The organism is Cellulomonas sp. PhB143 (assembly GCF_003752595.1).
Classification (GTDB): Bacteria; Actinomycetota; Actinomycetes; order Actinomycetales; family Cellulomonadaceae; genus Paraoerskovia.
The window spans coordinates 310,920-335,182 of record NZ_RKIJ01000012.1 but is presented as its reverse complement, the minus strand read 5'-3'; the positions used below and the strand labels follow the sequence as shown (position 1 = coordinate 335,182).

At 70.8% G+C, this 24,263-nt stretch carries 21 protein-coding genes and 2 tRNA genes; 8 read left to right on the top strand and 15 right to left on the bottom strand.

Annotated features, from left to right (window positions below):
• Positions 1 to 54 precede the first annotated feature (54 nt).
• From EDF32_RS09775 to dnaA, 11 genes are all read right to left on the bottom strand, one after another.
• Positions 55 to 130 (bottom strand) — tRNA-Ala (locus EDF32_RS09775).
• A gap of 61 nt (positions 131 to 191) precedes the next feature.
• Positions 192 to 311 carry a DLW-39 family protein gene (locus EDF32_RS14880; protein WP_233565842.1) on the bottom strand — a complete coding sequence of 40 codons (120 nt, stop codon included), beginning with the start codon at positions 309 to 311 and terminating at the stop codon, positions 192 to 194.
• Positions 312 to 337: 26 nt separating this feature from the next.
• Positions 338 to 411 (bottom strand) — tRNA-Ile (locus EDF32_RS09770).
• 58 nt (positions 412 to 469) lie between these two features.
• Positions 470 to 1,411: a DUF3566 domain-containing protein gene (locus EDF32_RS14700; RefSeq protein ID WP_199734888.1), complete on the bottom strand. Its 942-nt coding sequence runs from the start codon at positions 1,409 to 1,411 to the stop codon at positions 470 to 472.
• A gap of 3 nt (positions 1,412 to 1,414) precedes the next feature.
• Positions 1,415 to 4,033, bottom strand: a complete 2,619-nt coding sequence (gyrA, locus tag EDF32_RS09760; RefSeq protein WP_233565857.1) for a DNA gyrase subunit A — start codon at positions 4,031 to 4,033, stop codon at positions 1,415 to 1,417.
• Between the two features lie 148 nt (positions 4,034 to 4,181).
• On the bottom strand, positions 4,182 to 6,284 hold the full coding sequence (gyrB, locus tag EDF32_RS09755) for a DNA topoisomerase (ATP-hydrolyzing) subunit B (RefSeq protein ID WP_123308328.1): 2,103 nt from the start codon (positions 6,282 to 6,284) through the stop codon (positions 4,182 to 4,184).
• A gap of 224 nt (positions 6,285 to 6,508) precedes the next feature.
• A complete protein-coding gene (locus EDF32_RS09750; protein ID WP_233565841.1) occupies positions 6,509 to 7,123 on the bottom strand; it encodes a DUF721 domain-containing protein in 615 nt (204 codons plus the stop codon).
• Positions 7,110 to 8,351 (bottom strand): DNA replication/repair protein RecF, encoded by a 1,242-nt coding sequence (recF, locus tag EDF32_RS09745; protein ID WP_123308327.1) that lies wholly within the window; start codon positions 8,349 to 8,351, stop codon positions 7,110 to 7,112. The genes EDF32_RS09750 and recF overlap by 14 nt, the downstream gene beginning before the upstream one ends.
• Positions 8,352 to 8,402: 51 nt before the next feature.
• Complete coding sequence (gnd, locus tag EDF32_RS09740; RefSeq protein WP_123308326.1) at positions 8,403 to 9,296, bottom strand: phosphogluconate dehydrogenase (NAD(+)-dependent, decarboxylating); 894 nt, start codon at positions 9,294 to 9,296, stop codon at positions 8,403 to 8,405.
• Positions 9,297 to 9,333: 37 nt separating this feature from the next.
• Entirely contained in the window at positions 9,334 to 10,464 is a 1,131-nt protein-coding gene (gene dnaN, locus EDF32_RS09735; protein WP_123308325.1) for a DNA polymerase III subunit beta, read from the bottom strand.
• Positions 10,465 to 10,941: 477 nt separating this feature from the next.
• On the bottom strand, positions 10,942 to 12,372 hold the full coding sequence (dnaA, locus tag EDF32_RS09730; protein WP_123308324.1) for a chromosomal replication initiator protein DnaA: 1,431 nt from the start codon (positions 12,370 to 12,372) through the stop codon (positions 10,942 to 10,944).
• Positions 12,373 to 12,762: 390 nt separating this feature from the next.
• Here dnaA and rpmH point away from each other — a divergent pair, with 390 nt between their 5' ends.
• The 8 genes from rpmH (at position 12,763) to EDF32_RS09690 (ending at position 20,106) form a co-directional block, all read left to right on the top strand.
• Positions 12,763 to 12,900 (top strand): 50S ribosomal protein L34, encoded by a 138-nt coding sequence (rpmH, locus tag EDF32_RS09725; protein WP_123308323.1) that lies wholly within the window; start codon positions 12,763 to 12,765, stop codon positions 12,898 to 12,900.
• Between the two features lies 1 nt (position 12,901).
• Positions 12,902 to 13,297, top strand: a complete 396-nt coding sequence (rnpA, locus tag EDF32_RS09720; protein ID WP_123308322.1) for a ribonuclease P protein component — start codon at positions 12,902 to 12,904, stop codon at positions 13,295 to 13,297.
• Positions 13,294 to 13,644: a membrane protein insertion efficiency factor YidD gene (gene yidD, locus EDF32_RS09715; protein ID WP_123308321.1), complete on the top strand. Its 351-nt coding sequence runs from the start codon at positions 13,294 to 13,296 to the stop codon at positions 13,642 to 13,644. Before rnpA ends, yidD begins: the two co-directional genes overlap by 4 nt.
• Positions 13,645 to 13,703: 59 nt before the next feature.
• Entirely contained in the window at positions 13,704 to 14,951 is a 1,248-nt protein-coding gene (gene yidC, locus EDF32_RS09710; RefSeq protein ID WP_123308320.1) for a membrane protein insertase YidC, read from the top strand.
• A gap of 56 nt (positions 14,952 to 15,007) precedes the next feature.
• Complete coding sequence (locus tag EDF32_RS09705; protein WP_123308319.1) at positions 15,008 to 15,526, top strand: R3H domain-containing nucleic acid-binding protein; 519 nt, start codon at positions 15,008 to 15,010, stop codon at positions 15,524 to 15,526.
• 99 nt (positions 15,527 to 15,625) lie between these two features.
• Complete coding sequence (gene rsmG, locus EDF32_RS09700; protein WP_123308423.1) at positions 15,626 to 16,285, top strand: 16S rRNA (guanine(527)-N(7))-methyltransferase RsmG; 660 nt, start codon at positions 15,626 to 15,628, stop codon at positions 16,283 to 16,285.
• A gap of 1,356 nt (positions 16,286 to 17,641) precedes the next feature.
• The gene (locus EDF32_RS09695) at positions 17,642 to 18,652 is read left to right on the top strand and encodes a ParA family protein (RefSeq protein WP_148061592.1); all 1,011 of its coding nucleotides are present in this window, start codon (positions 17,642 to 17,644) and stop codon (positions 18,650 to 18,652) included.
• 326 nt (positions 18,653 to 18,978) lie between these two features.
• A complete protein-coding gene (locus EDF32_RS09690) occupies positions 18,979 to 20,106 on the top strand; it encodes a ParB/RepB/Spo0J family partition protein (RefSeq protein WP_370449957.1) in 1,128 nt (375 codons plus the stop codon).
• 138 nt (positions 20,107 to 20,244) lie between these two features.
• Here the strand turns inward: EDF32_RS09690 and EDF32_RS09685 are convergent, their stop codons facing one another.
• From EDF32_RS09685 to trxB, 4 genes are all read right to left on the bottom strand, one after another.
• The gene (locus tag EDF32_RS09685; RefSeq protein WP_255414256.1) at positions 20,245 to 21,222 is read right to left on the bottom strand and encodes a D-alanine--D-alanine ligase; all 978 of its coding nucleotides are present in this window, start codon (positions 21,220 to 21,222) and stop codon (positions 20,245 to 20,247) included.
• Positions 21,223 to 21,322: 100 nt separating this feature from the next.
• On the bottom strand, positions 21,323 to 22,666 hold the full coding sequence (locus EDF32_RS09680) for a PLP-dependent aminotransferase family protein (protein WP_305037913.1): 1,344 nt from the start codon (positions 22,664 to 22,666) through the stop codon (positions 21,323 to 21,325).
• A 207-nt stretch (positions 22,667 to 22,873) separates the two neighbouring features.
• Positions 22,874 to 23,212 (bottom strand): thioredoxin, encoded by a 339-nt coding sequence (gene trxA, locus EDF32_RS09675; protein WP_123308316.1) that lies wholly within the window; start codon positions 23,210 to 23,212, stop codon positions 22,874 to 22,876.
• Entirely contained in the window at positions 23,209 to 24,240 is a 1,032-nt protein-coding gene (trxB, locus tag EDF32_RS09670) for a thioredoxin-disulfide reductase (RefSeq protein WP_123308315.1), read from the bottom strand. Before trxB ends, trxA begins: the two co-directional genes overlap by 4 nt.
• Between the last annotated feature and the right edge of the window lie 23 nt (positions 24,241 to 24,263).

The following is a 24,263-nucleotide window of genomic DNA, read 5'->3' as shown; positions in this document are numbered from 1 at the left end:
GAGCCGGAAAGAGCCGCTGACCTGGGAAGATCCCCGGTCAGCGGCTCGTGCGCCTGGTGGAGCCAGGGGGACTCGAACCCCCAACCCCCTGCTTGCAAAGCAGGTGCGCTACCAATTGCGCCATGGCCCCGTGGCCGCCCGAGGGAGGCCGGTGGTGACGTCGTGCTGCCGCCCGGAGCCCGGCGTCGGGCTCACTCGAAGGTGTCGGTGACCTCGGCCCACAGATCGCGCTCGTCCGCGGACTCGTTGTACTTGCGCCACACGAGGTACCCCGCGCCGGCGGCGAGGAGGACCAGCAGGAGCTTCTTCATCGATTCCCCTTCGATCGGTCGGACAGTGGGCCTAAGAGGACTTGAACCTCTGACCTCTTCCTTATCAGGGAAGCGCTCTAACCGTCTGAGCTATAGGCCCGTCGCGCTTGCACGCGAGGATGAACGTTACCCGATCGCCCGGGCCGTTCCCAAACCGATCACTCGTCGGTCAGTGTGAGGTGGATCCCACCGACGACGGCCGCCGTGATGTTGTAGACGAAGGCCAGCACGGTCGCCAGAGCCGTCATGATCACGAGGTTGATGATCGCGATGAGCGCGGCCAGCGAGACCACGCGGTTGAACTCCACGTACTGGAGCACGTTGACGTTGTTGCTCTCGGTACCGATGATGTCGCGGATCAGCGTGTCGAGCTGCGTGAAGACGCCCAGCTCGTTGATCACGCCCCAGACGACGGCGGTCGCGACGACCATCATGATCCCGAGCGCGAACGCCAGGATGAACGAGAGCTTCATGACCGACCACGGGTCGACGCGCGAGACCACGAGGCGTACGCGACGCACGCCCGGGTCGGCGGCGGCCTGCTGCCGGGCGGCGGCCTGCGGCTGCGCGGCGGTCGCGCCGGGGGCGCCACCGGCGCCGGGCCGGGGCGTGCCGCCGGCCTGCTGCGGCGCGGTCCCGGGCGGGGCGGCCTTGCCGTCGGGGCCGGCCGGGGTCCCGGCGCCGAGCCCCTGGGGGTCGTCGGTGGTCTTGTCGGCCACCGCCGTCACGGTCGCGACGCGCGCCGCGGCCGCACGGGCGGCCGAGAGCGCGGCGGCAGCGGCCTTCGACGCACCGGAGCGCACCGACGAGGTCGTGCCCTGGTCCGGCGACTGCTCGGACGTGCCCGCGGGCGCGGGCTGTGCTCGCTCCGCGGTCTTGGCCGCGGCCGGGGCGGCCGACCCCGACGGTCCGCGCTCGGACGCGCCGCGCGCCGTACCGGGCTGTGCGGCATCGGTCCGGGGGCCCGGCGTCGAGCTCGGCCGCGCCGCGGGGTTCGTCGGCGGGATCGACGTGGGCGCGGCGGGCGGCGGGGGCACCGCAGGGCCGCGGCCTGAGGCGCTACCGCCGGAGGTCGTGGACGTTCGTTGGTTGGTGCTCATCGCTCACGCTTCCTCGGTCGTGTCCGGGGCGTCGCTCTCCTGCGCCGCGGCACTCCCTGTCGGGTCGGTCGAGGTCCCGGTCGCTCCGGTCCCGTCTGCGCCCACGGTATCCCCATCCACCTCGACCTGACGCTCGACGTTCCGCGCCACCGCGATGATGCGATCGCCCTTGCCCGGCTTGGCGAACGTCACACCCTGGGTGTTGCGCCTGGTCAGGTTGACCTCGGCGACCGCGGACCGGACGATCTTGCCGCCCTCCATGATGACGAGCACCTCGTCGTCCTCGCCCGTGACGAGAGCCCCCACGAGATCTCCACGGGCCTCGACCAGGTTCGCCACCTTGATGCCGAGCCCGCCGCGCCCCTGGACGCGGTACTCGTCGATGTCGGTCCGCTTGGCGAACCCTCCCTCGGTCACGACGAACAGCTGGGAGCCGGGGACGACGACGTCGGCCGAGAGCAGCTCGTCGTCCTCGCGGAACTTCATGCCGGTCACGCCCGACGTCGCGCGGCCGAGCGGGCGCATCGCCTCGTCGTTCGCCTCGAACCGGATGGACTGGCCCTTGCGCGAGACGAGGATCAGGTGGTCGTCCGCGTCCACGAGGCGGGCCGAGACCAGCTCGTCGACGACGCCGTCGGCGTCCTCGCGCAGGTTGATCGCGATCAGACCGCCCGACCGGGGTGAGTTGTACTCCGCGAGCCGCGTCTTCTTCACCAGGCCGCGCCGGGTCGCGAGCACGAGGTAGTCCGCCGAGTCGTAGTCGCGCATGCTCAGCACCTGCGCGATGTGCTCGCCCGGCTGGAACGCCAGCAGGTTCGCGACGTGCTGGCCCTTCGCGTCCCGGCCACCCTCGGGCAGCTCGTAGGCCTTGGCCCGGTACACGCGGCCGAGGTTCGTGAAGAACAGCAGCCAGTGGTGGGTGGTGGTGACGAAGAACTGGTCGACGATGTCGTCCTCGCGCAGCTGCGCGCCGCGCACGCCCTTGCCGCCGCGGCGCTGCGCCCGGTAGCTGTCGCTGCGCGTGCGCTTGACGTACCCGCCCCGCGTGATGGTGACGACGACGTCCTCCTCCGCGATGAGGTCCTCCATGGAGACCTCGCCGGCGAAGGGCAGGATCGTGGTGCGGCGCTCGTCGCCGTACCGGTCGACGATCTCGTCCATCTCCTCGCGGACGATCTCGCGCTGGCGGCTCGGTGACGCCAGGATCGCCTGGTACTCGGAGATCTGCCGCGCCAGCTTGTCGTGCTCGTCGATGATCTGCTGGCGCTGCAGCGCCGCGAGGCGGCGCAGCTGCATGTTGAGGATCGCGGTGGCCTGGATCTCGTCGATCTCGAGCAGGTCCATCAGCCCGGTTCGCGCCTCGTCGGCGTCGGGGGAGCGGCGGATCAGCGCGATGACCTCGTCCAGCGCGTCCAGCGCCTTGAGGTAGCCGCGGAAGATGTGGATGGCCTTCTCGGCCTCGCGCAGCAGGTAGGCGGTCCGGCGCACGACGACGTCGACCTGGTGGGTGGTCCAGTGCCGGATGAACGCGTCCAGGCTCAGGGTGCGGGGCACGCCGTCGACCAGGGCGAGCATGTTCGCGCCGAAGTTGTCCTGCAGCTGGGTGTGCTTGTACAGGTTGTTGAGCACGACCTTGGCGACCGCGTCGCGCTTGAGCACGATGACCAGCCGCTGGCCCGTGCGCCCGGACGTCTCGTCGCGGATGTCCGCGATGCCCTGCATGCGGCCGTCCTTGACGAGGTCCGCGATCTTCAGGGCGAGGTTGTCCGGGTTGACCTGGTACGGGAGCTCGGTGATGACCAGGCAGATGCGGTTCTGGATCTCCTCGACGGAGACCACGGCACGCATCGTGATCGAGCCGCGGCCCGTGCGGTAGGCCTCCTCGATGCCCTTGTGCCCGAGGATCGTGGCGCCCGTCGGGAAGTCGGGGCCCTTGATCCGCTGCAGGAGCGCCTCGAGCAGCTCCTCGCGCGACGCGTCCGGGTGCGCGAGGTGCCAGCGCACGCCCTCGGCGACCTCCCGCAGGTTGTGCGGCGGGATGTTCGTCGCCATGCCGACCGCGATGCCCGCCGACCCGTTGACCAGCAGGTTCGGGAACCGCGACGGGAGGATCAGGGGCTCCTGGGTGCGCCCGTCGTAGTTGTCCCCGAAGTCGACGGTGTCCTTGTCGATGTCGCGGACCATCTCCATGGCCAGCGGGGCCATGCGGCACTCGGTGTACCGGGGGGCGGCCGCGGGGTCGTTTCCCGGCGAGCCGAAGTTTCCCTGGCCCGCGACCAGCGGGTAGCGCAGCGACCAGTCCTGGACGAGGCGCACCAGCGCGTCGTAGATCGCCGAGTCGCCGTGCGGGTGGAACTTTCCCATGACGTCGCCGACGACGCGGCTGCACTTGGAGTACGAGCGGTCGGGGCGGTAGCCGCCGTCGTACATCGCGTACAGGACGCGGCGGTGCACGGGCTTGAGCCCGTCGCGGACCTCCGGCAGGGCGCGGCCGACGATGACGCTCATCGCGTAGTCGAGGTAGGAGCGCTGCATCTCGAGCTGCAGGTCGACCGGCTCCACGCGCCCGTGCTGCACGGCGAGCGCGGCGGCCGCCTCGACCGCGGCCTCGCCCGTGGGCACCGCTGCGCCGTCGCCCGTCGTCTCGTCCGGTCCCTGCGGGGGAGTCTCGTCCGTCACCGTCTACCTCGTCCTGTCGTGCTGCGTGAGTCTGTTCGGTCGCGCCCCGGATGGGCGGGGGCGACGTGCCGGGTCGTGGCGGGCCGGCGCGCTAGATGTCCAAGAACCGCACGTCCTTGGCGTTGCGCTGGATGAACCCGCGACGCGACTCGACGTCCTCACCCATGAGGATCGAGAAGATCTCGTCGGCCGCCGCGGCATCGTCCATCGTGACCTGCAGCAGCGTGCGGTGCTCGGGGTCCATCGTGGTGTCCCACAGCTCCGAGTAGTCCATCTCGCCGAGGCCCTTGTAGCGCTGGATCCCGTTGTCCTTCGGGATCTTCTTGCCCTCGGCCTGGCCGGCCGCGAGGAAGACGTCGCGCTCCTTGTCGGAGTAGACGTAGTCGTGCGGGGCGTTGGACCACTTGAGCCGGTACAGCGGCGGCTGCGCCAGGTACACGTGGCCGTGCTCGATCAAGGGCCGCATGTAGCGGAACAGCAGCGTCAGCAGCAGGGTGCTGATGTGCTGGCCGTCGACGTCGGCATCGGCCATCAGGACGATCTTGTGGTACCGGAGCCGGCTGAGGTCGAAGTCCTCGCCGATGCCCGTGCCGAAGGCCGTGATGATCGACTGGACCTCCTGGTTGCCGAGCGCGCGGTCGAGCCGGGCACGTTCCACGTTGAGGATCTTGCCGCGGATCGGGAGGATCGCCTGGCGGTCCGGGTTGCGCCCGCGCACCGCGGAGCCGCCCGCCGAGTCGCCCTCGACGATGTAGACCTCGCACTCCTCCGGCTTGTTCGACTGGCAGTCGCGCAGCTTGCCCGGCATGCCGCCCGACTCGAGCAGGCCCTTGCGCCGCGTGGCCTCCCGCGCCTTGCGGGCGGCGAGGCGCGCCTGGGACGCCTGGATGGCCTTGCGGATGATGTCGCGGGCCTCGGTCGGGTGGGAGTCGAACCAGTCCGTCAGCCGCTCGCGCACGATCTTCTGGACGAAGGTCTTCGCCTCGGTGTTGCCGAGCTTCGTCTTCGTCTGGCCCTCGAACTGGGGCTCGCCGAGCTTGACGGAGATGACCGCCGTCAGCCCCTCGCGGATGTCGTCGCCCGTGAGGTTGTCGTCCTTGTCCTTGATGATCGCCTTCTCGCGGGCGTAGGAGTTCACCAGGGAGGTCATCGCCGAGCGGAACCCCTCCTCGTGGGTGCCGCCCTCGGTCGTGGCGATCGTGTTCGCGTACGTGTGCACCGACTCGGAGTAGGAGCTCGTCCACTGCAGCGCGATCTCCGCGGAGATGAGGCGGACCTCGTCCTCCGCCTCGAAGTCGATGATCTCGTCGTGGATCAGCTCGACCTTCTTGGCCGAGTTCAGGTGCTTCACGTAGTCCACGAGGCCGCCGTCGTACTTGTACGAGACGACCCGGGGCTTGCGTACATCGCCCTCCGGGGTGCCGTCCCCGTCCTGGCCGGCGACCTCGTCCGCCGTGTCGAGGTGCTCGGCACGCTCGTCCGTCAGCGTGATGCGCAGGCCCTTGTTGAGGAACGCCATCTGCTGGAAGCGCGCGCGCAGCGTCTCGAAGTCGAAGACCGTCGTCTCGAAGATCGTCCCGTCGGCCCAGAAGGTCTGCGTCGTGCCCGTGGCGTCGGTCTCGACGCCACGCTCGAGCGTGGTGACCGGCCGGCCGCCGTCCGCGAACTCCTGGCGCCAGAGGTGGCCGTCGCGGCTGACCTCGGTGACGACCCGCGCGGACAGCGCGTTCACGACGGAGATGCCGACGCCGTGCAGGCCGCCCGAGACCGCGTACCCTCCGCCGCCGAACTTGCCGCCCGCGTGCAGGATCGTCATGACGACCTCGACGGTCGGCTTGTGCTCCGTCGGGTGCATCGCCACGGGGATCCCGCGCCCGTTGTCCGAGACGCGCACGCCGCCGTCGGCGAGGAGGACGACGTCGATCGTGTCCGCGTGCCCGGCGAGCGCCTCGTCCACAGAGTTGTCCACAACCTCGTAGACGAGGTGGTGGAGGCCGCGCTCCCCGGTCGAGCCGATGTACATCCCGGGACGCTTGCGGACGGCCTCGAGGCCCTCGAGCACCGTGATGTTGCTCGCCTCGTAGCTGCTGCTCCCCGGGGACGGCGACGGGACGACGGGTGCTGCCGGGGTGTCCGGGGTCGCCGGAGCGCCGTCTCGCTGCGCAGGATCTGTGGTCTTGTCGTCTTCTGCCACGGGGTGGGGAGCTCCTCGTCCTCGCAGGCCGACCCGGTGGGCTCGGCATGCGGATCACGGTCCCGGACACGCACGGACACACCGTCCACCGCCGAAGTGGTGGACGGGTCGTTCTGCGCGACCGGACTGACCTGTCCATCCTACCCGGGATCGCACGATTCCCAGGGAGATCCGGGTTGTCCACAAGGTTTCTCCACAGGCGTGCGCCGGCCTCCGACGCCCCGCTATCCCCAGGTGTCGCGCGGCCCCGGACCGCGCACCGTCCGGGGGCCGCGACGGAACGACGGACCCGCCGGGCCCAGGACCCGGACGTCGTGCACGACGCCGTCGCCGACCTCCTCCGCCAGCCGCTGCAGGAGCCTCGGGACGAGGATCTTGACCTGGGCGGCCCAGGCCGAGGAGTCGGTGCGCACCACGAGCACGTGGTCCTCGAAGGTCTCGGGCGTGCAGTGGTCCGCCACCTGGTCGCCCACCACCTCGCGCCAGCGGCCGACGACGCCGCCGACCGTCACGTCGGGCGTCCAGCCGCGGTGGCTCAAGAAGCTGGTCACGACCTCGCCGAAGAGCTGAGGGTCGCGCGCGCCGGGGCCCCCCGGTCGCGGACCGTCCGCCAGCGGGTTCGGCACGCGCTTGCCCGGGCGCAGCCCGCGCGCCCGCGCGCCCGCCCGGGCGCGGTCGAGCGCCTGCTTGGCGACCGTCGCCGGGGGAGTGAGGTCGACCAGCTCGTCGAGCGCGCGACCGCCCGTGCCGTCGTCGTCCTCGGGGCCGGTGCCGGTGCCTGTGCCTGCGCCCTCGGCGGGCTCGTCGGCGGGCTCGGGGCCCGGATCAGTCGTCGACACGCTCGGCCCGTCCCGTCGACACCTGGATCTGCGCGCCGTCGAGCCCGGCGGGGACGTCCTCGGCCACTGCGGCCGTGATGAGCACCTGCCCCCCGTCCGCCACCATCCGCGCCAGGCGTTCGCGCCGGCGCGCGTCGAGCTCGGCGAAAACGTCGTCGAGCACCAGGATCGGCTCGCCGTCCGCGCCCCAGTCGGCCGCCCCGGAGAGGAGCACGAGATCCTCCGGGACGCCGTCGGTCATCACCCGGTAGGACGCGAGGCGCAGCGCGAGCGCGAAGGACCACGACTCCCCGTGGCTGGCGTACCCCTTGGCCGGCAGCCCGGCCAGCGTGAGGACCACGTCGTCCCGGTGCGGCCCCACGAGGGTGACCCCGCGCTCGAGCTCGCGCTCGCGCACGGAGACCAGCGCCTCGAGGAGCCGTGCCTCCAGCCCGACGGCGGACGCCTCCTCCGGCTCGCGCGCGCCGTCCCGGACGCCGGGATCTGCCAGGGCCTCGTCCGAGGTCGAGCGGTACCGGATCTCCGCGGCGCCCTGTCCCGCCGAGACCTCGTCGTACGCGGCCGCCACGTAGGGCGCGAGGCCCGCGACGATCTCCGCCCGCAGCGCCAGCACCTGCGCCCCGAGCGACGCCAGCCGGGCGTCCCACACGTCGAGCGTGGCGAGCGGGTCGCCCTCGGGCGGGGGACCGGACGGCCCGCGCCCGCCGCGCCGCCGTCCCGCCGACGCCGAGCGCAGCAGCGCGTTGCGCTGGCGCAGGACGCGGTCGTAGTCGACGAGCAGGGCCGCCGACCGCGGCACCAGGAGGACCGAGAGCTGGTCGAGGAACCTGCGGCGGCCGTCGGGCTCCCCCTTGACGAGCGCGAGATCCTCCGGTGCGAACAGCACGGTGCGCACGATGCCCAGCACGTCGCGGGCCCTGCCGAGCGCTCCCCGGTTGATCCGCGCGCGGTTGCTCCGGCCCGGGTTCACCTCGAGCTCCACGGTCTGCGCCCGGTCGCCGCGGACCACGCGGGCCCGGACGACGGCGCGCTCCGCGCCCGAGCGCACGAGCGCGGCGTCGCTCGCGACGCGGTGCGACCCGAGCGTCGCGAGGTAGCCCACGGCCTCGACCAGGTTGGTCTTGCCCTGCCCGTTGGGGCCGACCATGGTCGTCACCCCGGGGCCGAGCTCGAGGTCCACCGTCTCGTAGGAGCGGAAGTCCACGAGGGACAGGTGGGAGATGTACATCAGTGAGCCTTCGAGATGTGCACAGGGGCGGGAAGGGGCGCCCCGGCCCGGTCAGCCGTCGGCGGAAGGCTTCGTCGCATGACCACCGAACTGCTGGCGCAGGGCGGCGACCGCCTTCATCGCGGGAGACGCCCCCTGGCGCGACGCGAAGCGGGCGAAGAGCGCTGCGGAGATCACCGGGACCGGCACGGCGCTGTCGATCGCCTCGTCGACGGTCCAGCGACCCTCGCCGGAGTCCTCGACCCAGTCGCTGATCTGCCCGAGGCCCGGGTCCTGCTCGAGGGCGAGGACGAGCAGCTCCAGGAGCCAGGAGCGCACGACCGTGCCCCGGGTCCAGGCCTTGAGCGTGCCGGGGACGTCCTTGACGATGTCCTTGGCCTCGAGCAGCTCGAAGCCCTCGGCGTATGCCTGCATGAGGCCGTACTCGATACCGTTGTGCACCATCTTGGCGTAGTGCCCGGCACCGACGTCGCCCGCGTGCACGAACCCCTCCTCGCGGGGTCCCTCCGGCCGCAGCGCGTCGAAGACCGGCAGCGCTGCGCGCACGTGCTGCTCGTCTCCGCCCACCATGAGCCCGTAGCCGTTCTCGAGGCCCCAGACCCCTCCGGAGACGCCACAGTCGAGGTAGCCGACGCCGGTGCCGGCGAGCTGCTCGGCGTGCCGGGCGTCGTCGGCGAAGTGGGAGTTGCCGCCCTCGATGACGATGTCGCCCGCGGACAGCAGCCCGGCCAGCTCGTCCACGACGGCGTCCGTCGGGCCACCGGCGGGCACCATGACCCACACGATCCGCTCCCCGGCGGGCAGCGCGTCGACCATCTCGGCGACCGACGCGGCGTCCGACACGTCGGGGTTGCGGTCGTAGCCCGTCACCTCGATCCCGGCGCCGCGCAGCCTGGTGCGCATGTTCGCGCCCATCTTCCCCAGCCCAACGAGTCCGATGTGCATCGTTCGCCCTTCTCGAGTGTGCGTCCTGGTGCGGTGGTCAGCCGGCGAAGCGGATCGGGACGAGCAGGTAGCGGTACGACGAGGTGGCCTCGCCGTCGAGCGACCCCTGCCCGGTGAACTCGACCGGCTTGTTCGGGTGGGTGAAGCCCATCCGGACGAAGTCGGTCCCCAGCGCGCCCAGCCCGTCGAGCAGGAACTGCGGGTTGAAGGCCACGGAGATCTCCTCGCCCACGAGCACGGCCTCGAGGGCCTCGCTCGCCTGGGCATCATCACCCTGTCCCGCGTCGAGCACCACCTGGCCGTCGCTGAACGTGAGCCGGATGGGGGTGTTGCGCTCGGCGACGAGCGCGACCCGCTTGGCCGCGTCGATCAGGGCGCCCGTCGGTACGACGGCGTGGATCGGGGTCTCGTCCGGGAAGAGGCGCCGCACCGGGGGGTAGTCGCCGTCGACGAGCTGCGAGGTCGTGTGCCTGCCACCGGCCTCGAAGCCGATGAGGTCCACGCCGGCACCCGTGCTGAGCGCAACGTTCACCGTGCTGGAGCTCCCGAGTGACTTCGCGACGTCCGTGAGCGTGCGGGCCCGGACCAGCGCCACCGACGAGAAGGACGGCGAGCTCGGGTTCCAGGTCAGCTCGCGCAGGGCGAGCCGGTACCGGTCCGTCGCCAGCAGCGTGATGTTCTCGCCGTCGATCTCCATCCGGACGCCGGTCAGCAGGGGGAGGGTGTCGTCGCGGCTCGCGGCGACGCTGACCTGCGCGACGGCGTTCGTCAGCTCGTCACCGCCGACGGTGCCCGAGACGTCGGGCATCGCGGGCAGCGCGGGGTAGTCCTCTACCGGCATCGTCAGCAACGTGAACCGGCTGGCGCCGCACGTGACGACGACCTTGGTGCCGTCGACGACGACGTCCACCGGCTTCGCCGGGAGCGCGCGGGAGATCTCGGCGAGGAGCCGGCCGGACACGAGGACGGTGCCGGCCTCGCTCACGTCGGCGGCGATCTCCGAGCGCGCGGACACCTCGTAGTCGAAGCTGGACAGGCTGAGCGTCCCGTCGAGGTCCGCCTCGATCCGGACCCCCGCCAGCACCGGTGCCGGCGGACGTGTCGGGAGGGTCCGGGCGGTCCAGGTCACGGCCTCGGCCAAGACGTCCCGGTCGACCCTGAACTTCATCCCACAACCTCTCGTCGAACCTCGTCGACGGCCGAGGGCGCACGCCACCGACCGTCGCTCGCACACTACGGCACGCTCAGTATGTCGGAAATCCATGCGGCCTGCGGACCCACCGCAGGCCGCTGTCCAGGGCCGATGTACACAGCTGTGTACAGCACTGTGGATAACTGTGGACGAGCGGCCGATTCATGTGGAGGACGGACCTCGGCACGGTGGACGGACTGTGAACGGAAGACGACTCTCCACAGACGGCGCGAGTTGTCCACAACCGCCCCGGCGCGCGATCCACAGCGGGAATCGGACGCTGACCTGCGCGGACATCCGTCTCCCACAGGATCCACAGGTGCGATGACGACGACGACTTGTTCCCTCCAGGGATATTCACACACCTTCATCAGGGCCAGCCAGGGCCCACGACCTGCCAGGAACGACGGAGCCCCGGACCTCGACGAGGTCCGGGGCTCCTGAGCCTGCGCGTCAGCCGCGGTGCTGCTGCTTGATCCTGCTCGTGAGCTCGGTGACCTGGTTGTAGGTCGAGCGCCGCTCGGCCATCTGGTCGGCGATCTTGCGGTTCGCGTGCATGACGGTCGTGTGGTCCCTGCCACCGAACTGCTGACCGATCTTCGGCAGGGACAGGTCCGTCAGCTCGCGACAGAGGTACATGGCGATCTGTCTCGCCGTCACGAGCACCCGGGACCGCGAGCTCCCGCACAGGTCGTCGATGGTCAGACCGAAGTAGCCGGCGGTCTGCGCGATCACGTCCGCCGGTGTGATCTCCGTGGTGTCGTTGTCCGTGATCAGGTCCTTGAGGACGATCTCGGCCAGGGCGAGATCCACCTGCTGCCGGTTGAGGTTCGCGAAGGCCGTGACCCGGATCAGCGCGCCCTCGAGCTCGCGGATGTTCGTCGAGATCTTGGAGCCGATGTACGACAGGACGTCGGCCGGCGCGGCCAGGTTCTCGTTGCTCGCCTTCTTGCGGAGGATCGCGATGCGGGTCTCGAGGTCGGGCGGCTGGACGTCGGTGATCAGGCCCCACTCGAACCGCGACCGCAGCCGGTCCTCGAACCCCGCCAGCTGCTTGGGCGGCAGGTCCGAGGTGATGACGACCTGCTTGTTGGCGTTGTGCAGCGCGTTGAAGGTGTGGAAGAACTCCTCCATCGTCTGTTCCTTGCCCTGCAGGAACTGGATGTCGTCGATGAGGAGCACGTCGACGTCCCGGTAGCGCCGTTGGAAGGCGCCGGCCTTCCCCTCGCCGATCGAGTTGATGAAGTCGTTGGTGAACTCCTCGGAGTTCACGTAGCGCACCCGGACGTGGGGGTACAGGTTGTGCGCGTAGTGGCCGATCGCGTGCAGCAGGTGCGTCTTGCCCAGTCCGGAGTCGCCGTAGATGAACAACGGGTTGTAGGCCTTCGCCGGTGCCTCGGCGACGGCGACGGCCGCGGCGTGGGCGAACCTGTTGGACGAGCCGATGACGAAGGTCTCGAAGACGTACTTCGGGTTCAGCCGCGTCGGCTCCGCGGGCCGCGGGGATGCGGAGGCGGCGGGACGTTCCGGCTCGGGAGGCAGCGTGTCGTCGGACGTCGTCGTGCCCGGGTCCTGGTCCGGCGCCGGGCGGCTGGGCCCGGACGGGGACTCGGCGCTGATCTGCGGGTCGACGGTGATGGCGAACCGGACGTCGCGGCCGAGCACGGAGGCGATCGCGCCGATGAGCTCGTCGCGCACGTTCGTCTCGAGGTACGAGCGCGTGTGCTCGTGGGAGACGGCGAGGAAGACGGTGTCGTCGAGGATGCCCATCGGCTTCGCCAGCCGGATGTAGGCGAGCTGCCGGCTGGACAGGTCCGGGTTCGACTCGAGCGTCGAGATGGTCTGGGACCAGACCTCCTCGATGGAGTCGTCGACTGACGGCACGGGCGCCTCCTTCTGTGCGGCGGAACGGGAGCGGACCGCGGGTCTTCCGATGCGGGAGTCTCGCACGGTACGCTGTTATCCACAAAGTTTTCCACAACCTGTGCGGACGTCTGCGCCAGGACGTGCGCGGCCGATGTGCACCGCGCTGTGACGAGGGGTACGGTTCGTCGGTTTGACGTCGCGCGGCCCCGCGGCGTAACGTCATACAGCCGTTCCAGGTCGTCTGGCATGCCCTCGTTCCGGGGTGCAGTCCGGTCGACGAGGTCACGACCACGGTGCTCAGCGCGCAAGCGTGCGGGCGCCCGGCGTGGACCGGGGACGGGACCATCATTCGTACGTACTGCATCGTCGGGACAAGACGGTGTGACCCCCGACGCCCTTGGAGCACTCGTGAGCAAGCGGACCTTCCAGCCGAACACCCGCCGTCGTGCGAAGACCCACGGCTTCCGTCTGCGGATGCGCACGCGCGCGGGCCGCAGCATCCTTGCGGCGCGCCGCCGCAAGGGTCGCACCGAGCTCTCTGCCTGAGGTGCTTCCCCCGGCTCACCGGCTCCGCCGCCCCTCCGACTTTCGGACGACGGTGCGGCAGGGTCTGCGTGCCGGGAGCAGCACGATGGTCGTCCACATGCTCCCGGGCTCCGACGAGCCCGGGAGCGTCGTCGTACCCAGGTTCGGGTTCGTGGTCTCGCGCGCCGTGGGCAACGCCGTGCAGCGCAACCTGGTGAAGCGCCGGCTGCGCGCGTCCGCGCGCGAGCACCTCGACGCCTGCCCCTCGCGGGCGCGTGTGGTGGTGCGTGCGCTCCCCGGTGCGGCCGCGGCGGACTACGCGGAGCTCGACCGTGACCTGGCGCGCAACCTCGCGCGGGCATCCTCGCGGGTCGATGCCCGGCAGAGCACGGCGACCGTCGCGGGAGAGGGTCGATGACGGCGGCGGCACATCCCGCCGGCGCGACGGTCCGGTCGCACCGGGGCAGGACCGGAACGTCGCGTGGGTCACGCGCGTTCGCTGCCGTCAGGCGCTTCCCCGTCGTTGTACTTGTGGCCCTCGTGCATCTGTACCAACGCTGGATCTCGCCCATGACGCCGCCGACGTGCAAGTACTACCCCTCCTGCTCGCAGTACGCGGTCGTGGCGCTGCGCCAGCACGGGGTGCTCACCGGGGGCCGACTGGCGGCCTGGCGGCTGCTGCGCTGCAACCCCTGGAGCAACGGCGGCGTGGACGACGTCCCCGGCAGCCTGGTCGATCACGAACATCACCACCCGCCCGCATGACTTCTGCCCGCGGTGACGCGGCCGGTCAGCACGTGACAGAAGGTTAGGGAGCACCAGAGATGGGTTTCATCGGAACGATCCTCTACCCGATCGAATGGGTCGTGGCGTGGATCATGTACCTCGCGCACGAGGGCCTGACGCTGATCGGGTTCCCCGACGGCGCGGGTCCCGCGTGGGTGCTGTCCATCGTCGTGCTCGTGATCGTGATCCGGATCGCCCTGATCCCGCTGTTCTTCAAGCAGATCAAGGCCTCGCGCGGCATGCAGCTCCTGCAGCCGGAGCTCAAGGCCATCCAGGCGAAGTACAAGAACAAGAAGGATCCCGCGTCGCGCGAGGCAATGAGCCGCGAGACGATGGCGCTGTACAAGAAGCACGAGACCAACCCGTTCTCCTCGTGCATGCCGATCCTTCTGCAGTCGCCGATCTTCTTCGCGCTCTTCCGTGTGCTGCACGGCCTGGGACCGATCTCGACCGGCGCCCAGGACCCGATCGGGCCGATCAACCAGAGCGTCGCCGGAGACATCGAGAGCTCGACGGTCTTCGGGGCCAAGCTCTCGGACGTCTTCCTGCAGACCGACGACCTGCAGGCCAAGCTCGTCATCGCCTGTCTGATCCTCGCGATGTGCGCGACCATGTTCTTCACCCAGCGCCAGCTGACGATGAAGAACATGCCGAAGGCCGCGCTCGAGGGCCCGGCGGCACAGACGCAGAAGATCATGCTCTACGGGATGCCCTTCATCTTCGCCTTCTCGGGCGTCAACTTCCCCGTGGGTGTCCTCGTCTACTGGACGACGACGAACCTCTGGTCGATGGGGCAGCAGTTCTACACGATCAAGCGCATGCCGGCGCCCGGCTCCGAGGCCGAGCGGCTGATGAAGGAGCGCAAGGCACGCAAGGCCGCCGCCAAGGGCATCGACCCCGCCGAGACCACGACGCAGACGGCGGTGATCGAGCGGCCCAAGGGCCAGCGCCAGCAGCCCAAGCGCAAGGACCGCCAGAAGCCGCGTCCGGCCGGAGGCGCTGGCGCCACGCCGGCGCAGTCCGGCGGGACGAGCGGTCCTGGCGCGCTCACGGAGGGCGGGGACGAGAGCTCGGCGAGCGAGGGGCCGGTCGTGGGGAACGGTGCATCGACGACGTCGCCGACGAAGCCCGTCGGCCCTGCCGCAACGGGATCCGGGGGGCCTGGAAAGGCGAGCTCCGGGGCCCAGGCCAAGGGCGGTCCTCAGCCGGCCTCCGGGCAGGCCCGATCGAAGACGCAGAAGAAGCCCAGCGGGTCCGGGCAGCCGAAGAAGACGGGTGGGCGGTGACGGCTCCCGATCGTTCCGGAGCCAGGACCATGACCCCGAACCACGAAGGACGAGACATGACATCCACGGATGCAGCCACCCCCAGCAGCGAGCCGGCGGACCCGACGAAGGCTCTCGAGGAGGAGGGCGAGATCGCGGCGGACTACCTCGAGGAGCTGCTCGACATCGCGGATCTCGACGGTGACATCGACATCGACGTCGAGCACGACCGTGCCGCGGTCGAGATCGTCTCCGACGAGGCGGGCGCGCTGTCGGATCTCGTGGGTGCCGAGGGGGAGGTCCTGGACGCACTGCAGGAGCTCACGCGCCTCGCGGTCCAGGCGAAGACGGGGGAGCGCAGCAGACTGATGCTCGATGTCGCGGGCTACCGTGCGGCACGCCGTTCGGAGCTGACCGCGATCGCTGAAGAAGCGATCGAGCGGGCGCGCACGGCCTCCGAACCGGTCGCGTTGTCGCCCATGAACGCCTTTGAGCGCAAGGTCGTCCACGACGTCGTCACCGCAGCCGGTCTGCACAGCGACTCGGCGGGAACCGATCCGAACCGTTATGTCGTGATTGAGCCGGTTCAGGCCTGATCGGCTGGTTCCGCGCGAGTCGCTGGTCCGGACGAGATCATTGTCGTGAGTGCTGACCATCGGCCGACCTTCGGGCCGAACCACAACGAGGAGCGCCTGGTGACCGAGCTACCGCCGGAGGAGTCGTTCGTCGACACCGCACTTGCCGAGTCGACAGAGGTCCGTGAGTTCTTCGGCTCGTCCTACGACCAGGTAGCGCGGTTCGCGTCTCGGCTCGCCGCCGAGGGGGAGCTGCGAGGGCTCATCGGCCCTCGGGAGCTGCCCCGGCTGTGGGAACGACACATCGTCAACTCGGCCGCGGTCGTCCCGTTCATCGACGACGGCGCATCGATCGCGGACGTCGGGTCCGGCGCGGGTCTCCCTGGTCTGGTGATCGCCATGATGAGGCCCGCCTCGTCGGTGGTGCTGATCGAACCCATGGAGCGCCGGTGCGAATGGCTCTCCGAGATGGCTGCGGAGCTGCAGCTGTCGAACGTCGAGATCAGACGCGGTCGCGCGGAGGAGTTCCACGACGCGTTCGAGGTGCAGTTCGTGACCGCACGCGCGGTGGCAGCCTTGGACAAGCTCTGCCGCATGTGTCTCCCGCTGGTCGCCCGAGGCGGTCAGATGGTGGTGCTCAAGGGACAGAACGTCGATCGCGAGGTTCCTGGCGCGCTCAAGGTGACGCGGAAGCTCCGGGCGGAGGCTCCGGAGGTCCTGGACGCGCAGACCGTCGCCGGCGTCGAGACCACGAAGGTCGTGCGCATCCGCCGTCCCTGAGTCCGACGCTCCGTCTGCGAGCGGTAGTCCTCGCCCTTTCCGGTGGCCGGTGCGACCGGGTGGCTGTCGGTGCCAGGCGTCGTAGAGCTCGGCCCACACTGTCCTGGCGCGGGCAGTCCGCGGGCTGCGTCGTCCGGCACCTGTGGCGGCATGGCTCTCCGCACCACACCGCGCCGCCTCGTCGGGAGCGGTGGTTGCAGGGTCGGCTAGCGTCGTGATGGTCCGGAAGTCGGTCCCCCTGCGTGGGGCGCGTGCCGGGTGCGACGGGAAACTTCTGTCATGTCCCGGGCGTGTTCCACGTGAAACATCGAGGCCGTCCCCGGGACTACAGGTCCATGGACACGCCGGCGATGGTCGAGCGCCCCGTGGGCTCGATCGGTTCCGGACAGCACAGCGCCCGGGCGCAGAGGGCGATCACCGGTCACCTCTGTGGTGACGGCGCGGCTCTCCGCGGAGCGCCGTGAGGGCGGTCGAGGAAGGTCACCCGACGATGAGCTGGTCTCCGCCGCATGGATGACGGGCCGAGAACCATCGCGTGGCGGTCTTCGTGCGCGTCGCGAGTTGAGTCGGGGTGGGTCGGCCTCGCAGAGTGTGGGAGCCGGTCCGGGAGCGTCGACGTGCTGCGGGGGAGAGGTGCCCTGTGTGGCAGGCACGGCGCGGTGTGTCTGAGGGGATGTCGCGGCGATTCGTGCCGGGTCGCGCGCACCGTCGCAGCTCGGACGATCCATGAGGCGCGGCGGACACGACCACACCGAATAGTCGCCCGCGAGCTCTCAGGCCGAGATCCTCGCGCACTGCCGGTGCGATCCCTGTCGTTCCAGGTGCCCGCACTCGTGCGTGTTCCTGCGTCGGCGGGTCGTCGAAGCATGGGGAAGGCGGAGCCGTCGGGGGACGCAGGCATGGGCGGCGGCAGGGGCGGAGTCCGGATCAGGAACAGCTCGTCGGGAAGACACGGCTGCGGCTGGCCCGCTGCTACAGCGGATACGCGTGGCGCGCGTCGGGGGACGTTGCCGTGTGGGGTGGACCCAGGTCGAGAGAGAACGTCGGCCGCGCAACGCTTGAGGTCGTCCCGCGGAGCTCCCGTGGAGCGCGGCTGGCCCGGCGCGGGCCGGTGCATCGTGCCCGGAGCTTCCCGTTGGCGACGCGCACGTGCCACGAGAATTCGGTCCGCGTTCTCGTGTGTAGGTGACCGGGCCGGTGCCGCCAGAGTGCGAGGATAGGCACACCCGAATGAAGGAGACGGTAGTGACTGACGGCTTCGACGAGCCTGACGGCGCCTGGTCCGGAGAGCGTGATGCGGGGACCGTTTCACGTGAAACATCCGACCATCGAGACGACGAGCGTCGCGCAGCCTTGATGGCCAGCCTGCCGTCGGTCGACGACTCGACACCGTTGGCCGCGCAACTGAGCGTGGATGCGCGCCGACGGATCGAGCTGCATGGACGGACGTTCGAGAAGCCCGCCGCCACGAGAGTCATCACCATCGCGAACCAGAAGGGCGGCGTCGGCAAGACGACCTCGACGGTCAACCTCGCCGCCGGCCTGGCACAGGGGGGGATGAATGTCCTGGTGATCGACAACGACCCACAGGGGAACGCATCAACCGCGCTCGGTATCGAGCATCGCGCCGGCACCCCCTCGGTGTATGAAGTCCTGGTGGAGGGGCAGCCTCTCGCGGAAGTCGTGCAGAAGTGCCCGGATCTCCCGTCGCTGTGGTGTGTGCCCGCGACGATCGACCTCTCGGGAGCCGAGATCGAGCTTGTCTCGCTCGTTTCACGTGAAACACGCCTCCGGCGCGCGGTAGATGACTACCTGCAGGCCCGCGTCGACGAGGGCCTCGAACCCATCGACTATGTGCTCGTGGACTGCCCGCCCAGCTTGGGGCTGCTGACGGTGAACGCGTTTGTCGTGGGGCGCGAGGTGCTGATTCCGATCCAGTGCGAGTACTACGCGCTGGAGGGCCTGACTCAGCTGCTCAGAACGATCGAGATGATCAGGCAGCACCTGAACCCGGATCTCCACGTCTCGACGATTCTTCTCACCATGTACGACGGGCGCACCAACTTGGCACAGCAGGTCGCGGAAGAGGTCAGGTCGCACTTTCCCGAGCAGACGCTCAAGACGTCGGTCCCGCGCTCGGTACGCATCTCCGAAGCACCGAGCCACGGTCAGACTGTCATGACCTACGACCCGGGATCGAGCGGAGCCCTCGCGTACCTGGAGGCGGCTCGTGAGCTGACACGGCGGGGGCCCGTTCGCGAGCCGATGCGTGGTGACCTCGTACGAGCGCGCGCGGGCCAGGATGACGAGCATCACGACAGGGCAGCGGAACAGCGGCCCACGGCGATCCAGGAGGACGCACGATGAGCGAACGACGTCGGGGACTCGGTAGGGGCCTCGGGGCGCTGATCCCGACGAGCGGTGATCGGGACCGTCCCGTGGATGTCTTCTTCCCGTCGAACAAGCCCGTAGCCGAGCCTGCCGAGCCCGCGGCGGTGCTGACACTGGACCCGGAGGGGCGCAGCGCGAACGACGACACCGCGGGTGCCGGTGGCGGGCATGACGGCGGCCGCACCTCCGCACCGTCTGACCAGGCGCCATCCGTGGCGGTCTCCGACGGCTCCGCGACGTCGGGGCCGGATTCGACGGGCCCGTCGAGCGACGACGACGCCGAGGCGGGCACCGTCACAGACGTGCCTGGGGCAATAGCGGTCTCCTCCAGCACCGACGGTGGCCAGCGCGCGGGCGTCGTAGACGCCGTGGGCTCGGTGAGCGCTGTCGACGACGGTGTTTCACGTGAAACGGCCGACGGCGACGGCTCGGGCGAAAAGTCTGGTTCGGGCGGGATTGATGTTTCACGTGAAACGACCCCTCCGGTCAGTCGGGAGGCCGGGAGCACGGAGGAGGGGTCCCATGCGGGCTCCGGCGGATCGGCATCAACCCCCGGTGCTGAATCCGCAGGGCGGGCCGTCGAGGGTGACAGCGGCCTCGTCCCGGTCCCCGGCGCGACGTTTGCGGAGCTCCCGGTCTCCCAGGTGCACCCCAACGCCCGACAGCCCCGCACCGTCTTCGACGAGTCGGAGCTCGACGAGCTGGTCGGGTCGATCCGTGAGATCGGTGTGCTCCAGCCCGTGGTCGTGCGTCCTGATCCCGCCGAGGACGGCACCTACGAGCTGATCATGGGGGAGCGGCGCTGGCGCGCGACGCAGGCGGCCGGGCTCGACGTGATTCCGGCGATCATCCGTGTCACGGACGACTCGGACATGCTGCGGGACGCCCTGCTGGAGAACCTGCACCGCAGCGCGCTGAACCCGCTCGAAGAGGCGGCGGCGTACCGCCAGCTCCTCGACGACTTCGGGTGCACGCACGACGAGCTCGCGAGCCGGATCTCGCGCAGCAGGCCGCAGATCTCGAACACGCTCCGCCTGCTGCGTCTGCCCCCGCTGGTCCAGCGCCGCGTCGCCGCCGGCGTGCTCTCGGCGGGCCACGCGCGGGCCCTGCTCGGGCTGACCGACGGGGCAGCCATCGAGCGGCTCGCGCAGCGGATCGTTGCCGAGGGGCTCTCCGTGCGTGCGACCGAGGAGATCGTGTCGCTCGGCGGTGGGGAGGAGAAGCGGGCTTCGCGGGCTCCACGCGCCGGCCAGCGCTCGGAAGCGATCGAGGAGCTGTCCGGGCGGCTCTCCGACCGGTTCGAGACCCGGGTCCGGGTCAGCCTCGGGAAGAACAAGGGTCGTCTGACGGTCGAGTTCGCCTCGGTCGACGACCTCAACCGGATCCTTGACCGGATGGCCCCGGACGATCCAGGTCTGCTCCGGAAGTAGTGTCTACCAGGCATCGCTGCAGGTCAGAGCGGGATGCTGCAGTGCGGGTGGCCCCGGTCCGAACGGCGGACCGGGGCCTCCCGCGTCGACGGGACCCCGCTGCGTCGCGACAACCGCACGGGTCCGGCGGTCAGCGCGTCAGGAGCTCAGCGCCGCGGCCACGAGGCCGCCATACACGTCGGCGAGCGTGCGGTCCGACGCACGGACGGCCTGCGGCAGGAGTGACGTCTCCGTCATCCCGGGCGCGACGTTGACCTCGAGGAAGTGCGGCACGCCGGCGTCGTCGACGATCATGTCGGTGCGGGAGAGGTGACGCAGGCCGAGCACGCGGTGCGCCTCGACGGCGACGCGCGCCGCACGCTCGGCGACCGCAGGATCGAGCCGGGCGGGCGAGAAGTACTCGGTGCGGCCGGGGTTGTACCGTGCGTCGTAGTCGTAGCTGCCGTCCGTGACGATCTCGACGGCGGGCAGCGCCCGCGGGCCGGCGTCCGAGGGCCCCGCGCCGTCGTCGATGACGCTCACGGCGATCTCCGTACCGACCACCGCTCGCTCGATGAGGGCGACGCTCCCGTAGGCGAAGCACTCGACCATCGCGCGGGGCAGCTCCTCCGCGCGGCGGACGAGCGTGACCCCGAGGGCGGACCCGCCGTGGGTGGGTTTCACGACGAGCGGCAGCCCGAGACGGGCCACCACCCGGTCCAGCACCGCGCGCGCGCCGAGCTCTCGGAAGAGGGTCTGCGGGAGGGTCACGAAGTCCGGCGTGGAGATGCCGACGGCCGCGACGGCCCCCTTGGCGATCGTCTTGCTCCATGCCACGCGGCTGGCGCCGGGGCCGGTGCCGACGTACGGGAGGCCCAGCGCGTCCAGCACGTCGCGCAGCGAGCCGTCCTCACCGCCGGCGCCGTGCAGGAGGGGCCAGACGGCGTCGGGCCGGTGCGTCTCGAGGTACGGCAGCAGAGCGGCGTCGAGATCGCGCACGCTGACCTCCATGCCGCACGCACGCAGCACCTCCGCGACCCGGCGCCCGGAGCGCACGGAGACCTCGCGCTCGTGCGACATCCCTCCGGCGAGGACGACCAGGTGTCGACCGTCGAGGGTGGCTGACGACGTGTTCACGATGACCTCTCGGGCGGTGATGTTCGGACGGGCGTGCGCTCGGAGGGGACGCCCGGAGCGCGACGGGGCAGCGGCCCTGGCGCGCGGCGGCCGACCTGGGTCAGGCGAGGTCGGGGGCGGGGTTCTCGACGTCGCGAAGGTCGGGGTCCAGCGCGACTCCCGTGCCGAAGAGCTCGACCAGGTCGCGCTCGGCGCCGACGACGCCCGCGAGCCGGCGGACGCCCTCGCGGATGCGCTCCGGGGTCGGGAAGCAGTACGACAGCCGCACGTGGTCCGCACCCGTCCCGTCCGCGTAGAACGCCGTGCCCGGCACGTAGGCGACACGCGCCGTCACGGCGCGGGGGAGCATCGCCCGGGCGTCGATGCCCTCGGGTAGGCGCACCCACACGTAGAACCCGCCGTCGGGCACGTTCCACGACGCGTCGGGCAGGTGCTCGCTGAGCGCGCCGATCATCGCGTCGCGCCGCGTGCGGTACATCTCGCGGAACTGCTTGATCTGCCCGCGCCAGTCGGACGACTCGAGATAGGCGGAGATCGCCAGCTGCGAGGCGTTGGAGGGGCACAGGATCGACGACTCGCTGGCGAGCACGAGCTTCTCGCGGACGGCGTGGGGTGCGATGACCCAACCCACCCGGTAGCCCGGGGCGAAGGTCTTGGAGAAGGACCCGAGGTACAGCACGCCGTCGTCGTCGAGGGACCGCATCGCGGGGAGGACGTCGCCGTCGAAGCCCAGCAGCCCGTACGGGTCGTCCTCCACGACGAGCACGCCGTGGCGCCGGGCGATCTCGAGGACCTGGGGGCGGCGCTCCGCGGAGAGGGTCACGCCCGCGGGGTTGTGGAAGTTCGGCACGCTGTAGAGCAGCTTGACGCGCCTGCCCTCGGCGGCGAGCCGCGTCAGGGTGGCGTCGAGCTCCGCCGGGACCAGGCCGTCGGCGTCCATCGGCACGTGGACGACGTCCGCCTGGTAGGACCGGAAGACCCCGAGGGCGCCGACGTAGGAGGGGGCCTCCGCGACGACGACGTCGCCCGGGTCGACGAAGATACGGGTCACGAGATCGAGGGCCTGCTGCGAGCCGGTGGTGACGACGACGTCGTCGGGGTGCGCCTCGATGCCCTGGGCCCGCACGACCTCGACGATGTGCTCGCGCAGCCCCTCGTCGCCCTGGCCGGAGCCGTACTGCAGGACGGTGGTGCCGCGCGTCGCGACGAGCCGTCGCATGGTGTCGGCGATCGCGTCGAGCGGGAGGCCGTCGAGGTAGGGCATGCCGCCCGCGAGGGACACGACCTCGGGACGGTTCGCGACGGCGAACAGTGCGCGGATCTCCGACGCGCGCATGCCGTGCGCGCGCTCGGCGTACGACCCGAACCAGGGGTCGAGGCGCGTGCCGCCCGTCGCGCCCGGTCCCGCTGCGCCGCCGGCGCGCGCGCCGGCCGCTGCCGCCACGGGGGTGGGGGTCGGCGCGATCGGGGCGTTCTCTCCAGGCGCGTTCGTCACCGGCCCAGTCTCGCACGGGCCGTCGCGTGCTCCGCGGTCATCCTGCGCGGGGCGTGTGAAGACGCCCCGGCGTGCGACGACGCCCCGCGAAGGAGGAGGACCTCCCGTGCGGGGCGTCGGACGTGCGTGGCCGGGGCGTCGCAACGCGACGAGGCGTCAGACGAGCAGAGCGTCGATCTCCTCGGCGATGGTGCGCTTCGGCCGGCCCCCGACGAGCGACTTCACGAGCTCGCCGCCCTGGTAGAAGTTCAGCGTCGGGATGGACACGATGCCGTAGGCGGCGGTGACGGCCTGGTTCGCGTCGGTGTCGAGCTTCGCGATCTTCACGCGACCGGCGTAGTCCCGGGCCAGCTCCTCGAGGATCGGTGCCACCTGGCGGCACGGGCCGCACCAGGTCGCCCAGAAGTCCACGACGACGGGCACGTCGGACTCGAGCACCTCGGCGCGGAAGGTGTCGTCGGTGACCGCGACGGTCGCGGCTGCGGTGGTGGTCATCGGATCTCCTCCAGTGCCTCGGGCAGGCCCTCGGGGTTGGGCACCGCGGGGGTCCCCGCGACGTCGGCCTCGCCGGCGGAGTCGGCGAGCGCGGTCAGGTACGCCTGGGCGTCGAGCGCCGCGGAGCAGCCCGTGCCGGCGGCGGTGATGGCCTGGCGGTAGAGGTGGTCGACGGCGTCGCCGGCGGCGAACACGCCGGGGACGCCGGTCCGGGTCGTGGGGTGCTCGACCTCGATGTAGCCCTCGGGGTTGAGGTCGACCTGGCCCTTGACGAGGTCGGTGCGCGGCTCGTGGCCGATGGCGACGAACAGGCCGGTCGCGTCGAGCGCGCGCGTCTCGCCGGTGACGGTGTCGCGGAGCGTGAGGCCCGTGACCTTCGTGTCGCCCGCGATGCCGACGACCTCGGAGTTCCAGGCGAACTCGATCTTGGGGTCCGCGAACGCGCGGTCGGCCATGATCTTGGACGCCCGGAGCTCGTCGCGCCGGTGCACCATCGTGACCTTCGAGGCGAACCGGGTGAGGAAGGTCGCCTCCTCGACGGCGGAGTCGCCCCCGCCGACGACGACGATGTGCTGGTCGCGGAAGAAGAACCCGTCGCACGTGGCGCACCAGGAGACGCCGCGGCCCGAGAGCCGCTTCTCGTCCTCCAGGCCGAGCTCGCGGTACGCGGACCCGGTCGAGAGGATGACGGCGCGCGCACGGTAGGTCTCGCCGTTGACGGTCGTGACGGACTTGACCGGTCCGTCGAGGAAGACCGTCTCCGCGTCGTCGTACTCCACGAGCGCGCCGAACCGCTCGGCCTGGGCACGCATGTTCTCCATGAGGTCCGGGCCCATGATGCCCTCGGGGAACCCGGGGAAGTTCTCCACCTCGGTGGTGTTCATCAGGGCGCCGCCGGCGGTGACCGAGCCGGCCAGGACGAGGGGCGCGAGGCCGGCGCGCGCCGCGTAGACGGCGGCCGTGTACCCGGACGGGCCGGACCCGATGATGACGAGGTCGTGGACCTTCCCCGTTGACTGCTCGCTCACGTGTGCTCCTTGGTGGACGTCGG